Origin of the sequence: Lonsdalea britannica (genome assembly GCF_002111595.1) — a bacterium.
GTDB classification, from domain to species: domain Bacteria; phylum Pseudomonadota; class Gammaproteobacteria; order Enterobacterales; family Enterobacteriaceae; genus Lonsdalea; species Lonsdalea britannica.
The window spans coordinates 134,554-149,145 of the sequence record NZ_LUTN01000009.1 but is presented as its reverse complement, the minus strand read 5'-3'; the positions used below and the strand labels follow the sequence as shown (position 1 = coordinate 149,145).

The following is a 14,592-nucleotide window of genomic DNA, read 5'->3' as shown; positions in this document are numbered from 1 at the left end:
GGTTTTGGCATCCAGCGCGCTGCCTTTTTCAGGCGATAAGATACGCGTAAATTCGTCTGGAGTGAGTTCATCCAGACGCTTGGTGATCAGCATGTTTCGTTCCCTGTAAACAGATCCATTCCTGTGAAGCGCGGATATTCTATGCGCAACTTATTGTTATGTAAATGAACGATATCCCATGAAAAAACCGCCAAATCGGCGGTTTAATTGTCACTCTTAAACTACCTCCTATGGAGGTGGTCGTTCCTGTGGGGGCTTTGCCCGTAGGATGCTCATGCTAAATACTGCCCCAGTTTGTTACCAACAAATCAGGGGAGTAAATAGCATGAGCAGATACGAATCCGCTTAACACGTATTCTATCGCCGTCAGTATCATCTCGTTTGGACCCCGAATTACAGATATAAAATCGTTAAAGGTAATCTCGGGAAAGCGCTATATAGAAGCCTTTATGTTTGTTGCAGTATGATGAAATGCACGGTTGTAGAACTTAATGTGCAGAGAGATCATGTGCATTTGGTGGTAAGAACACCGCCTAGCCTGAGAGTTTCAGACCTAATGGGTTTTGTGAAAGGACGAACAGCGATAAGGCTGTTCGCAAAATTGCCCTATCTGAGAAAGAAAAATTTGTGAGGAAATCACTTCTGGCAAAGAAGGTATTTCGTGGACTCGGTAAGAGCGAACGAAGAGATTATATCGCAGATATGTCAGGTATCAGGACGAAGTAGCGAAAGAGGAAGGGGAAAGACAAATGCAACTGGGGTTGGAAGAATAGTGTTTAAGCCCCCTTTATAGAGGGCCGTGTCAAAGCCGCCTTCTATGAAGGCGGATTTTTACATCGGCCTGCTCATCTTTATTAACGGTTTGATGTCAGCAGCTCCGCATAAAAAATTTCCCCTCTAACGCTTTCGTATTTCTTCTGCATCGGTGAGCGCTGTCGTCAATATGAGCACCTTATCAGCAAGGTAGTGGAGTGACTTGTATGCACGGTAATGGCCAAATACTTACCATTTAACCCTCACAATTTCATCCCACTACGCCATTTAATTCATACGGTCTGCCTATTTATATGAAATCGGCGGCTCATGTCTCTGGCGCTTTAGATACGATGACCGCAGGCAAAGAGACTCGCTCCGCGTCGGGCGGTGAGGTTGACCACAAATCGCGAGCAAGCATCCCAAAAACCCTTGATACCAATATCCTGTCGTAACGGATCGCTCCCTAAGCGATGCAACGTGAGCGGCTACTTCCATGACCTACGTCTTCAACAACCGCGTTAATGTACCTCTCGAACGCGCCGTAAACATCTTCGCAATTACCTTGGGTCTGTGTTTTCTGATCGTAGGCACGTCGCCATTTCATCGCCCAAATCGCTCTGTAGGAACAGAAAACAGGTCCATTTAAGAGTGTAACTATTGTGTATTATTCATTTTAATTAATGTGATAAATTATTTCAGGATGAATATTGAACATGAGTAATGATCCTTGTAACTTACTAAGACCATTTTATGGGTCTCGCTAATGAGGTAGTCCAATACGGTCGCCTAAATAAATGAAGACAGGCAACGCCGTAAAATGCAAAACAGCAGTGGTTAATGGTTTACGTGGCTTTTCCCTAAGCGCTTCAGTGTAAATAATTCAAGTGAGTTATCTGATAGGAGTTTCGTTTATGAGAAAAAATCATCTGTCATCGGTTCTGGCTATCGTTGTTCTTGTCACGCTGTTATCGGGATGTGCCACGTGGGGATGGAACTCTATGGCAGATTAAAACCCGCGCCTTCTGCTGATGAAGTTAAGGAGGGCTTCACCAAGTCAATGAATATTTCTCCAGACCAAGTGACCATTAGCAATATCAAAGGAAAAGAAGGGAACGGAACGGGTCTGACAGGCTCTGCTTCTAAAGACTATACGTTTGATGCAACAATAAATGGCAAAACTAAAAACTGCTCTTTTAAACAATTGATAAATGATGATATTCATTTCACTGGGTGCACGGTAAAAAATGCCGCAGTGAGTAGTTGGTAATATCCCCAGCGTCAATAGGTGCTTAATATGCGGCAGTCGGCATGTTAACCGTGAAGATCAAATGCTCCAGCCAAAAATGACGTCTGCTTATATCGCATTGTTAGCCTGTGACAGACTTTAGCGATCACTCACAGTGTGTCATCATCAGAAAGCCCGCGTAAGGAAACTTAAGCGGGCTTTTTGTTTTTAGCAGGTCGGCTTAAATTTAAATACGGTCTCAATGTCATTAGGTTAGCGTTAGCCTCTTCCCGATAGATTCTCGATCCCCGTCGTTGCCTTTCGCAAGATTCATTCAATAATGCGGCGGTTGTGGGGCGGTTATTGTGAAATGCTTATTTTTAATGGCGAATGCTGACAAACATTTTGGGATATTACACAGGACATACTTTATTTTACGTAACCAGCCGCATCGGTTGACGCTAGGTTGTGGACTGATTTTTTCGAAGAAGCCTGTCGCTCATTACAGCTGAAATAATGGATTGGACGCTAGAAAGAATCTGAACGCGTGACGAGAAGCATAATGAATACCCACAGAGAAATTCGTATCACGCCATCATAAAGCCTGGCTCAGATGCCGCGGGAGAAAAGTTAACTGAGCTTTGCTGTGGCAATGCATTGGATAACGGGGTGAGGATCATACCGTTTTTTATCGACATCAACGCTCAGCTAACCTTGCGTTTTTGCGGTATCGCATTTCCCCGTCGTTTTCACGAGGATCGCAGGCCGACATCGCGAGCTTTCATGATAGGGTATGGAGCTAACGAATTCACCGGGTTGAGAGTTGAAATGGAAATTACGCTAATGAGGCATGGGCAGCCAACCATCACGCGTTTTCGTGGGAGTGAAAAGATAAAGGCCGCGGAGATGCATGCCTGGATAGCGGGTTATGATGCGTCAGACGTCACAGGACATCCTCCTCAGGAAGCCAAATCGGTCTGCGACGAACGTGATTTTATCCTCAGTAGTCCATTGCAACGCGCGCGTTCATCACTTTTCGAACTCGATGCTCATCCTGATCTGATTCTCGACAATTTACGTGAGGCGCCTTTGCCGCTTGTCGCGCTCCCGTGGCTAAAGCTATCTCCTCATACCTGGCTTATCGTGTTTCGTCTCTTTTGGTTTCTGGGGCTGAGCCACGGTCTTGAGTCCAGGTCTGCGGTTCAACAACGGGCAAAACAGGCGACCTGCGATCTTATTGCAGCCGCTAAGCAACGTGACCGAATCTTCAGCATGGGACATGGCTTGATGAACAGGCTCATTTCGCGCGAGCTAGAGCGACAGGGTTGGAAAAAAACGCAGGGTGAAGGATCTGGCTATTGGGGATGGGTAACGTATGTGTCTCCGGCAGATTAATGCCGGGTCTGCCGGATAGGTTAATCTTTAACGTTCCTGGCCAATATGTAGCGCTGCTATTAGTGAGACCAGATCAAGCGGTTAATTGATATCCGATGGCGACTGAATTATTTGGCGATAAATATTTTTTACTTATACCTCTGGTTTTGATGGATTTGTACCCTTAACGTTTTCTGATTGCTAATTGATTGCGTTATAGGTTATATATGACGACTCTTAATGAGTCGCTTTTTTTTATTTAGGATGAAATTATTGAGTTTCTAAAAATTAATTCAATTGGCGGTGATTAAGAAATAATTGACAGTAGGAAGAAGGCTAACAGTTTCCCTATTATCTTTGCTGGCAATGGCAGGTGTTAAATAAATCCTGCCCTCCCTATTTAGTGTTGCAGGATTTTATTCAGTAACACTGACCTATGCTTCTAACAAGGAAATTATATGGAAGGAAAATCACAGAAGTCAGTTGCGGAAACCCTTGTCAAATATTTAGAAAATGCCGGGGTAGACATCGCCTTTGGCGTTTCAGGCGCTTATATTTCCCCCGTGTGGAAGTCGCTGTCAGAGTCTTCTATCAGAACCGTTCATTGCCGACATGAAACAGGCGCGACGTTTTGTGCTTCTGAATACAGCTTATACCGTCACAAGCCTGCCGCCGTGTTCAGCACCGCAGGCCCCGGCATTATCAACGCATTAACGGCAGTGCGCGCAGCGAAGCTGGATGGCGCCAAAGTGATATTTATTGCACCGATCACCACGCCACATCATGATGGGCTGTGGGGATTGCAACAAACAACGGTAGAAGACGTCCTTGCCCTGCAAGGAGATCACATCTCGGGATACTTCGATCACGTTGTTTGCATCGATGAACAAGAAAAAATGAGTGACGCGATTAACGCCATCAACCATTTTAAAGACTCCCAAGGTCATGTGCTGGGAATATTTATTATTCCTCGTATTCAGAAGTCAGAAATTGTACAGCAACAATACAGTGAAAATACGCAATATCTCGCCTCTCCAATTACCCGAGAAGATGATGACTCTTTGGCCGCTCAGCAGCAAAAAATAGCGGAAGTGCTTGCTGAGGGTAATGCCATTATTTGGAATGGTTTTGGTTGTCTCCATGCGTCGGATGTATTAACGCAGCTCGCGATTAAAACACAGACGGCGGTTATGTCTACGCCCCGAGGGAAAGGTATTTTCCCTGAGGACCATCCGTTATATATAGGGACTACAGGTTTGGGTTGCGATGAACCCACGCTAACCTCAGCGATAAATAACCCCTCGTTGAAATCAATGGTTATTCTGGGAACTCGCTTAGGGGAGTCCAGTTCGCATTATCTTCAGAAAAAAATAAAAGACATTAAGGTCTATTACGTCAGTCTGGAAAATGCGGATATTAAAAATAACCTTCCTCCCAAAACCGAAGTTATCAATGCCGAGCTCTCCACATTTTTAGAGGGGGTCTACCAGAAAATAAAAAACCTGCCTCTTGCTCAACAGTCACCTTTTATTCAACCGCCTGAATCGTCTCAACGCCAGGTTCCGCTCAAGACCAATGACGGCTTAGTCAATCCAGAGGAGGTGATGGACGTCATACAGAAGGTGGCGATTGATGAATACGACTGTCTGGTGGCTGCCGATGCCGGAAACTCGCACGTATGGACTAACCGATTTTTGAAGTTTAGAAAGCCCAATCGTTATCGAGTCAACTCAGCGTTGGGAACCATGGGGCATTATGCCTGCGGCATCGTCGGGCTGGCGATGACGGGTAAAGTGACCGTCGGCATTATCGGCGATGGTTCCATGCTGATGAATAATGAAATCAGCACCGCTGTCCATCACCAGGTTCCGGCTATTTGGTTAGTATTGAACGATGGCGGCTATAACATGTGCCGGCAGGGTTTAAATTCGGTCGGTTATCCTGCGCTGGATTGTACCATTCCGCAGGTGGACTTCGCGTTGTATGCTCACGCGTTGGGCGCTCATGGTGCTAGCGTGACCAGCCGCGCCGAGTTGGAGTCCACACTACGCACCGCGATTACAAATGCGGTTCCGATGGTCATCGATGTCCGGCTTGACAGGGAAGTGCTACCGCCGGTATTCGGACGCAATAAGACCGTCAAATCACTCTAAACAATGCCATATCATCGTGCATTAGCGCACGGCAAGTCGATCAGCGTATTACCTCATATGTGAGGTAATACGCGTTCAATGAGCATCCTGATTGCCGCAACCGCACTCCCTTATTCCAGACTGACCACCACCACTGATTTTGCAGGGATAGACAGATTCAGTTCCGACCCGTCGATCTTGCCGCCCTGATAAGGGACGGGATGAATGGCTTCAGCTTGACCGGGAACGTTATGCGCATCCGAGGTTGTGCTGGTCAGCACTTCTCCCGCCACCGTTTTCACCTTCAGCGTACCCAGTTTAACGGCCAGATCGTAGCCCGCATGCTGGTTCATATTCGCGACCCCAATATACATTTTGCCGTCTTTTCCTTTGGCGGCTGAGACATTAAGGGCCGGGAATTTGTGCCCGTCGTAGGTCAGTTGAGGCGCTTTTACCGTCAGCGGGATCGCCGTCGAATCCTGGAACGGCACGTACATCTTATAGGCATAGTAGGTCGGCGTTAATGCGATCTTATCGCCTTCCGTCAGGATCATCGCCTGCAGCACGTTAATGGTCTGCGCGATGTTGGTCATCCGTACGCGATCGGTATGTTGATGGAAAATGTTGAAGTTGGCGGCCGCCAAAATACCGTCCCGCAGCGTATTCTGCTGGAACAGATGGCCATGATAGGTGCCGGGTTCGACGTTATACCAAGTGCCCCATTCGTCGACGAACAGACCGATGCGTTTCTCAGGGTCGTTCTTATCCATGACGGCGATATGCTGGCGCAGCACGTCATCCATACGCAGCGTCTGTTGGAAAATGGCGTTCCACTGTGCGTCGGGGAAACCGGTGGCGGATGCCTGATTGCGATTCTTCCAGTCGCCGGTGAGCACGGTATAGAAGTGCAGGGAAATGGCGTCCAGATGTGCGTTGGCGTTTTTCATAACGACGTCGGTCCAATTCGTGTCGTCGTTATTCGCGCCGGAGCCGACGCGCACCGCCGTGTTGTCGTTATCGTTGTGGAAATTGGTGCCGTTTTTATGGAACAGCGCGCCCCAGCGGCGTAATTCGTTCGCATAGTATTCCGGCGTCATATTACCGCCGCAGCCCCAGCTTTCATTACCGATGCCGATAAAAGGCACTTTGAAGGGCGCATCGCGGCCGTTGGCGCGTCGCTCGTTCGCCAGACTGTCGCGATCTTTGGACGTCAGATATTCGATCCACTCGCGCATCTCCGTCGGCGTAGACGAAGCCACGTTGACGGAAACATAGGCATCCGCGCCAATCTGTTCGGCAAAGTCGAAAAACTCGTGCGTGCCGAACGCGTTAGACTCGAGCGCGCCTCCCCACCAGTTGTTTTTACGCACCGGGCGTTTGTCGCGCGGACCGATGCCGTCGCGCCAGTGATATTCATCCGCAAAACAGCCCCCCGGCCAACGTACGACCGGCACGTGGAGGGCTTTTAGCGCGGCGACCACGTCGTTTCTGATGCCGCGCGTGTTGGGGATAGGGGAGTCGGGACCGACCCAGATACCGTCGTAAATACCCCGTCCCAAATGTTCGGAAAACTGGCCGTAGATATAGCGAGAAATGGGCGGGCCGGGATGGTCGGCCTGTAACGTGGCCTCTACCCGGTGGTGGTCGGCGGCGGACGTTGAGCCGAAGGGCAAGGCCAGCGCGGCCAACGTCATACCCATTATTCCTGTGCAGCGGTTTTTTTTCATAGACACCTCGGTGATGGCGCAAAAAAAAAACCTGAACGGCCTCTCGTAAGAGAACCTTTCAGGTTTTGCCTGGCCGGCGGCCAGTGACAATCCAACAGTGATGTGAGCTCAGGCTACCGAAATCGCCGTGCTGCGGCTGTTAGGCGGGTCACACTTCCACCGTTTGCGCTATCGGGTCGGATTAGGCGCTCCGTCAGCGGCGGTTGAAGTTCATCTGCGGCGTCAGAAAAGCGCTGCGAAACCACAGCCGGAAGGCATTCATTGACGGAGTAAATATCGCGTCTTTTCGCCAGGCCAGCCCGACATTCATGGGGTGCAGATTGTCGGTTAGCGCGCGGGTTTCGATGCGTTTTCCTTCCAGCGACCAGGGGCGATAAACCAGATCGGACAGGATGGCGACGCCGAGTCCATCGGCCACCATGCTGCGCACGGCTTCGACGGAACTGGTCCGCAGCATCACGCGGGGACGCTGCCCGCTTTCTTCCCAGTAGCGCATGGCGCTGTGGTCGGCTTCATCCACGGTCAGCATGATAAACGGCTCTTTGGCGACGTCCTTCAGCGTGAGATGCGGCTTCTCGCACAGCGGATGGCGACTGGGTAGCCAGAGTCGACGCTCGGAGTTAAACAGCGTTTCCGAGGTGATGCCAGGTAGCGTCAGGTTTGCGGTCAGCACCAGCGCGATATCCAGCGTTCCATCGAGCAGCCCGCGTTCGATGTCGATACGCTCCCGTTCGAAGAGATGGATATCCAGATGGGGGAGCGCGGAAGAGAGCCGCTGCAAATGGTAGGGAAGGAAATAGCCCATCACCGTATAGGAGGCGGCCAGATTCAGCTGGCCGCAGATCTGATCATCCGCTGAAGGAACATGTAACGCATCGTCCACGCTGCGCAGAATGGAGTAGGCGTGGTGCAGGAAATGAGTCCCGGTCTCCGTCAGCGTCATGCCGCGCACCGAACGCCGGAATAGCGGCTTTCCCAATAAACTTTCCAGCTCCTGAATCGCGCTGGTGACGCCCGACTGCGAGATATTTAGGTGAATGGCGGCCTGCGAGATCTGCCCCATTTCCGCCGTGGCGACAAAGTATCGAATCTGGCGTAGCGTCAACATGCTCTTCTCCGGTGTAGAGGGCTTAAATCAGTCCGGCGTCGTCACCGGGATAAGGTCTTATCCTGCGATCTCTTTTTTCGATGGCTTGCTATCAGAAAATACTGCTATTCGGCTGTAAAAAACTTCCCCTATATTATTTTTAAATCAATGAGCTACCAATAATAAATTATTATGATAAAACACATCGACCTCAATTCTGATATGGGCGAAGACTTCGGAACCTGGGTAATTAACGGCAATATTGATCGCGAAATTATGCCACTCATAAGTTCTGCCAATATTGCGACCGGGTTTCATGCCGGCGACCCTACCGTCATGCGTAAAACTATCGAGCTGGCGAAATATTATGGCGTCGAGATTGGCGCGCATCCTGGCTATCGCGATTTAATGGGTTTTGGCCGTCGTTATATTGCTATGCAACCGGATGAATTAGTTAACGATATCGTTTATCAGCTGGGGGCTTTGCGGGAATTGGCGCGGTTATATCACGTGGAGTTACAGCATATTAAACCGCACGGCGCCCTCTATATGCATCTGGCGAAAGAAGAAGCTCGGCGCAGTGTTTTGTTGAAGCCCTGCATCGGATCGCGCCGGATTTACTGCTGTACTGCATGTATGGCACCGCCGTATGGCGAGCAGCCCAGTCCCTACAACATCCTGTAATCTGCGAATTTTATGCGGATCGTGACTATGACCGGAGTGGTTCTATCGTCTTCACCCGTCGGATCGGTGCGCTGAACCCGGACGACGTTGCGCAGAAGGTGCTGCGCGCCTGTCGGGACGGCGTTGTTTGCACCGTGGAGGGAGAAGATATTCCCATCGTTTTCGATTCGGTCTGCATGCATAGCGATACACCGGGCGCGCAGGAATTGTTAAAGGCGACCTGCGAATTATTAAAAGCCGCCTCCATTGCCATTACCGCACCCGAAAAGAAACCGGTGTTTTAAAAATAATAATGCCGTATCAGGAGTGATTATCGATGAAAGAATATGTGGTTTATTCTCCTTTGCCAGGCGTTTTTTATCGGCAACCTGCACCCGAGATGCCGCCCTTTATGGAAGAGGGTGAGAATGTTCAGGAAGATACGGTTATTGGTCTAATTGAAGTTATGAAGCAATTTACCGAAATGGTCGCCGGGCATTCAGGAACATTAATCGAATTCAAAGTGGAAAGTGGCGAACCGATCGAACCCGGACAGGTTATTGCCATTATTAAAAGCGATCGCTAAATAAACATTTTTATTATCGCTAAGCGTTTATTTTAATCACCGCGGAAGTGGAGATATTGATGCCGATAAATAAATTATTGATTGCCAACCGAGGGGAAATCGCCGTCAGGATTATCCGCGCCGCCCAGGCGTTGGGTATTCCGACGGTAGCGGCGTGCAGCGAGGCGGACGCCACCTCGTTGCCTGCTCAGCTGGCGGACGAATGCCGCATTATCGGCGCGGCGAGGGCCGACCAAAGCTACCTCAATGCGCAGGCGCTGCTACAGGCGGCGCGCGAGAGCGGCGCGGATGCGATCCATCCGGGCTATGGTTTCCTGTCAGAAAACGCGGACTTCGCCGCCGCCGTTAGCCAGGCTGGACTGATTTTCGTCGGGCCGACGGCGGCGGTGATCCGGTCGATGGGCGACAAGGCTGCCGCCCGGCGAACCGCGCAGGCCGCTGGCGTCCCGGTGGTGCCGGGCTCGGAGCAGGATATCACCACGCTCGACGACGCGTTGCTGGCGGCGGAGCGCATCGGCTATCCGCTGTTGATCAAAGCGGCGGCAGGGGGCGGCGGTCGCGGGATTCGCATCGTGTCATCGCCGGACGAGCTACAGGCGGCTTTTCCTCTGGCGCAGCAGGAAGCCAAGGCCGCCTTTGGCTCCGGCGCGGTGTATCTGGAGCGGTTTATCGAACACGCCCGCCATATTGAGGTTCAGATCCTCGGCGACGGCGAACAGGTAGTGCATCTGTTCGACCGGGAGTGTTCACTGCAACGGCGGCGGCAGAAAATTTTCGAGGAAGCGCCGTCTCCCGCCTTGACCGACGCGCAGCGTCAGGCGCTGTGCGACAGCGCGGTGAAGCTGGCGCAAAGTCTGTCTTATCAGGGGGCGGGCACGCTTGAATATCTCTTCGATTCGGCCACCGGCCAATTCTATTTCATTGAAATGAACACCCGTATTCAGGTCGAGCATCCGGTGACGGAAATGGTCACCGGCGTGGATTTGGTGCAGTGGATGCTGCGGATTGCCGGGGGGGAAAAGCTAACCTTGCGGCAGGAGGCGATCGCGCTGAACGGGTCGGCCTGTGAAATGCGCATCAATGCGGAAGATCCGGCGCGCAACTTTTTCCCCTGTCCCGGTACGGTGTCGGAGGTCAACTGGCCGCAGGGCGAAGGCGTGCGGGTCGAAAGTCATTTGTTCTCGGGCTACCGTATTCCGCCGTATTACGACTCGTTAGTGGCGAAGCTGGTCGTTCACGGCGAGGATCGCGCGCAAGTGTTGTCCCGCGCCGCTGCCGCGCTGGCGGATCTGCGCATCACCGGCATCACGACCACCCGGTCGCTGCATCAGTGGCTGCTGACGGATGCGCGTTTGCAGGCGGGCGACTTTACCACGACGTCGCTGGAACGTTGGCTGACGGAACGGACTGCCGCAGACGCGTCGGCCGCTCAGGAGGTGTGACATGACGACAAAAGCCATTCGTTACAGCTTTGGCGGCGACGAACATTTGTTCGCGGAAATCGACGAAGCCATGTCGCTGGACGCGTTCTTTCGCGGCATGGCGATCACGCGCGCGCTGGAAGCGCAGGGGTTGCCGGGCGTGCTGGATATCTGTCTGGCGAACGCCTCGTTTCAGGTGCGCTTCAATCCCGACATCATCGCGCCTGAGGCGCTGTTGCAACAGGTGAAAAACGCCGAGGCGCAGGCCACCGCTGGCACCTCGCTGTCGACGCGCATCATCGAAATTCCCGTGCTTTATAACGACCCCTGGACGCATGAAACGCTGATGCGGTTTCGCGATCGTCATCAGGATCCGCAGGCGACCGATCTGGAGTATGCCGCCGCCATTAATGGTTACGCCGAGGTCGCGGACTTTATCGCCGCGCACAGCGGCACGCCGTGGTTTGTGTCGATGGTGGGATTCGTGGCGGGGCTGCCTTTCATGTTCCAGATGGTCGAAGAGACCAAACAGCTGGAAGTCCCTAAATATCTGCGGCCGCGGACCGACACGCCGCGCCAGTCGCTCGGTCACGGCGGCTGTTTCGGCTGTATTTATTCGGTGCGCGGCGCGGGCGGCTATCAGCTGTTCGGCGTCACGCCCGCGCCCATCTATGACCCCAGCCAGCGCCTCGACTACCTGCAAGCCTCGATGGTGTTCTTCCGCGCGGGCGACATCGTCCAGTTCCGGGCGATGGATCGCGCCGAGTATGACCGGGCCGTGGCGGAGGTGGAGGCGGGCACGTTCAGCCTGCGCATCCGGCCGGTGACGTTTGAACTGGAAAAATTCAGCGCGGATGCCGCTGGCTACACCCACAACCTGCGGGAGGTACTGTATGCCGATTAAGGTTATCAAACCCGGACTGGCGACCTCGGTTCAGGATACCGGGCGCGAGGGGTACTACCACCTCGGCATACCGCCTTCGGGCGGCCTGGACGACTATGCCTTACGCATGGCTAATCTGCTGGTGGGCAACGGCGAGTCCGCCGCCGTGCTGGAAATCACGTTGATCGGCCCTGAGCTGGCGTTCGGCAAAGAGGTGTTGGTGGCGGTTACGGGCGCGCGCATGACACCGCGGCTGGACGGCGCGGAAATGCCGCTGGACACCGCGTTTCGGGTCAAGCCCGGTCAGGTGCTGAAGTTCGATTTCGCCAAGGCGGGTTGTCGCAGCTATCTCGCGGTCGCGGGCGGTATCGACGTTCCGCTGGCGCTCGGCAGCCGCTCCACCTACACGCTGGGCGCGCTGGGCGGGTGGGAAGGACGGCGGCTACAGGAGGGCGACCGGCTGCCTATTGGTGAACCGACCGGCGTGGGGGCTGAAGGCGCGAAGGTGCCGGAGACCCTGTGCCCGCGCTTGGAAAAAGAGGTCACGTTGCGGCTGATGCGCGGCCTCTATATTCACCGCCTGACCGACGCCGCGGCGGAACAGTTTTTTGCCGATACCTGGCGGGTCGGCACCGAGGCGGACCGCATCGGCTATCGCCTGAAGGGCGGTCAACCGCTGGAGTACCTGCCACGCACGCCGCCTTTCGGCGCGGGCTCCGACCCGTCCAATATCGTTGACGCCTGCTATCCCATCGGCTCCGTACAGGTGCCGGGCGGGCTGGAACCCATCATCCTGCTGCGCGATGCGGTTTCCGGCGGCGGCTACATGACGCTGGGCACGGTCATCAGCGCCGATCTGGATCGGGTCGCGCAACTGCAACCGCATCATCAGGTACGTTTTGTGCCTGTCTCGTTGGAGGAGGCGCTCGCTGCCCGACAGCAATCCCAGCAGCGGCTGGCGCAGTTAAGAGTCTGGATCGGCCGACAAACGGCCTGATCCCGCCCGGCGGCCTTCGCCGGTTTAGGTCGCGTTACAGCATCGATCGTCCTGTCTCGGGCCATGCGGTATCTACCGTCCGCATGGCGATTCGTGCTGCCTGCGACTGGTTGTTCATCGCTATGACAGGGCCTTTTCCGATGTTTGTCGGTCAGGTGTAGCTTTCCCCTTTTGCAGTCAGGAGTACCCCTATGGCAGATCTTTCTGATGTAAAACTGACCGCCCCGGCGACGGCCTCGGGGACGGTTACCGACAACGAGCGCATGGGCAAACTCTCGCTCACTATGGCGTGGTGGGCGGTATGCAGCGCGCTGTTTTATATTGTGGTCGGCGCATCGCTCGCGCAGAGCTGGGGCGCGAAAAACGCCCTCATCGGCATGGTGTTGTCGGTCGTCAGCTATGGCGTGATCAATGGGATCATCAGCCGGTTCGCGATCAAAACCGGGCTGTCGGTTTCTCTGTTTTCGCAGGCGTTGTTCGGTCGGCTCGGGTCGTCGCTCGCCACGCTGATTTTCTTCTCGACGGCCATCTATTACGCCGTGTTCGAAGGGTCGGTCATCGCCTTCGCATTGAATCATCTGTTCCCGGCACTGCCTTACGCCGCGACCGCGCTGGTGGTCGTGCTGTACAGCGTGCCGCTGATTTTCGGCAGCGTGCAGCACTGGCTGGATAAATTTAACGGCGTCCTGCTACCGTTTTATTTGCTTGGCCTGCTGCTGACGGTGGCGGTGTCTATCCAGCAAAACGGCTATAACCCGCAATGGCTCGCGTTCGGCCCCGCCGATCCGCCGGCCTACGGCTGGTGGCACTGCTTTACCTACTATATGGGCGTGTGGATTTTGATGATGTATACCTTCGACTACGCCCGCTATGGCAAAGCGAAGGATGCGGATTACCACGCGGGCATAAACTTCGGCATGCCATTCTATTTGATCACCTTCTTGCTCAACGGCGTCGCGGGCATCTATCTGGTCAGCGGATTCTCTGAAAGCGACGGACTCAGCGAAACTGGCGTGGTGGTGGCGATCCTCAACCTGCTGGGACTGTGGGGACTGTTCTTCGTCTGGGTGACGCAAACCCGCATCAACACTGCCAACTATTTCCTCGCCACGGTGAATATGCAGGACTTTTTCCGGCTGCTGTTCCGCCTGCGATTCCGGCGCATGATCTGGGCCTGTCTGGTCGGGGCGGTGGTTTATGCGCTGATGCTGGCGGATGTGTTCAGCTATATCTTGCAGGCGTTGGCATGGCAGGGGGTCTTCGTGGTCGCCTGGGTAGGCGTAGCGCTGAGCTACATTTTGACGCCTGCGCGTCAGGCGCTCGGCATCCACTTTGACCGCAATATCAACCTCTCGGGGCTGCTTGCCTGGGGCGGGAGTGTCGCCGTCGGCATGGTGTTGATGTACGCGGAGGGGGCATGGTCATCCTGGTCTGCGCCCGCCACGTTTATCACCGCGTTTATGCTGTACCGTCTTCTGCCCGCCGCAACCCCGCGCGCAACAGCATAAGGTCACCGGCGCGTCATCGACAGACGGCGGCGCTTTCTCTACCTTCACCGGTGGATATTCACGCGCCGATGTTACCCGCATCAACGATGTTTAATCAGGCACGTCCGCCGCATTCAGCTATCATAAATTCTTATTGTTAATCATCTGCTTGGCGGCTATCTCGCGGTGAAGAATGGCCTCACAGATCGTTTTTTTTCATCTATTCACGAAAAACTGACGGGAAATATCCCGAG

10 protein-coding genes and 2 pseudogenes are annotated in these 14,592 nt (G+C 53.5%); 10 read left to right on the top strand and 2 right to left on the bottom strand.

What is annotated here, in order from left to right:
• The first annotated feature begins 325 nt into the window (after positions 1 to 325).
• From tnpA to AU509_RS09680, 4 genes and pseudogenes are all read left to right on the top strand, one after another.
• A pseudogene (tnpA, locus tag AU509_RS09690) lies at positions 326 to 773 on the top strand (IS200/IS605 family transposase).
• Positions 774 to 1,738: 965 nt separating this feature from the next.
• The gene (locus tag AU509_RS17965) at positions 1,739 to 2,023 is read left to right on the top strand and encodes a hypothetical protein (protein WP_139824040.1); all 285 of its coding nucleotides are present in this window, start codon (positions 1,739 to 1,741) and stop codon (positions 2,021 to 2,023) included.
• Between the two features lie 615 nt (positions 2,024 to 2,638).
• Entirely contained in the window at positions 2,639 to 3,376 is a 738-nt protein-coding gene (locus AU509_RS09685) for a histidine phosphatase family protein (RefSeq protein ID WP_139824039.1), read from the top strand.
• Between the two features lie 437 nt (positions 3,377 to 3,813).
• Entirely contained in the window at positions 3,814 to 5,508 is a 1,695-nt protein-coding gene (locus tag AU509_RS09680) for a thiamine pyrophosphate-binding protein (RefSeq protein ID WP_085651525.1), read from the top strand.
• Between the two features lie 110 nt (positions 5,509 to 5,618).
• On the opposite strand, the gene AU509_RS09675 is transcribed toward AU509_RS09680, so the two are convergent.
• Positions 5,619 to 7,181, bottom strand: a complete 1,563-nt coding sequence (locus tag AU509_RS09675) for an alpha-N-arabinofuranosidase (RefSeq protein ID WP_254901552.1) — start codon at positions 7,179 to 7,181, stop codon at positions 5,619 to 5,621.
• 226 nt (positions 7,182 to 7,407) lie between these two features.
• Positions 7,408 to 8,322 (bottom strand): LysR family transcriptional regulator, encoded by a 915-nt coding sequence (locus AU509_RS09670; RefSeq protein WP_085651527.1) that lies wholly within the window; start codon positions 8,320 to 8,322, stop codon positions 7,408 to 7,410.
• 171 nt (positions 8,323 to 8,493) lie between these two features.
• Between AU509_RS09670 and AU509_RS19070 the strand changes: the two are divergent.
• From AU509_RS19070 to AU509_RS09640, 6 genes and pseudogenes are all read left to right on the top strand, one after another.
• A pseudogene (locus AU509_RS19070) lies at positions 8,494 to 9,269 on the top strand (5-oxoprolinase subunit PxpA).
• A gap of 32 nt (positions 9,270 to 9,301) precedes the next feature.
• Positions 9,302 to 9,550, top strand: coding sequence for an acetyl-CoA carboxylase (locus tag AU509_RS09660; protein ID WP_085651529.1), 249 nt, complete (start codon positions 9,302 to 9,304; stop codon positions 9,548 to 9,550).
• A gap of 53 nt (positions 9,551 to 9,603) precedes the next feature.
• The gene (locus AU509_RS09655; protein WP_100053514.1) at positions 9,604 to 10,992 is read left to right on the top strand and encodes an acetyl-CoA carboxylase biotin carboxylase subunit; all 1,389 of its coding nucleotides are present in this window, start codon (positions 9,604 to 9,606) and stop codon (positions 10,990 to 10,992) included.
• Between the two features lies 1 nt (position 10,993).
• A complete protein-coding gene (locus tag AU509_RS09650; protein WP_085651531.1) occupies positions 10,994 to 11,875 on the top strand; it encodes a 5-oxoprolinase subunit B family protein in 882 nt (293 codons plus the stop codon).
• Positions 11,865 to 12,851, top strand: a complete 987-nt coding sequence (locus AU509_RS09645) for a 5-oxoprolinase subunit C family protein (protein ID WP_085651532.1) — start codon at positions 11,865 to 11,867, stop codon at positions 12,849 to 12,851. The genes AU509_RS09650 and AU509_RS09645 overlap by 11 nt, the downstream gene beginning before the upstream one ends.
• Before the next feature lie 191 nt (positions 12,852 to 13,042).
• A complete protein-coding gene (locus AU509_RS09640) occupies positions 13,043 to 14,359 on the top strand; it encodes a purine-cytosine permease family protein (RefSeq protein WP_094118223.1) in 1,317 nt (438 codons plus the stop codon).
• Positions 14,360 to 14,592: the final 233 nt, after the last annotated feature.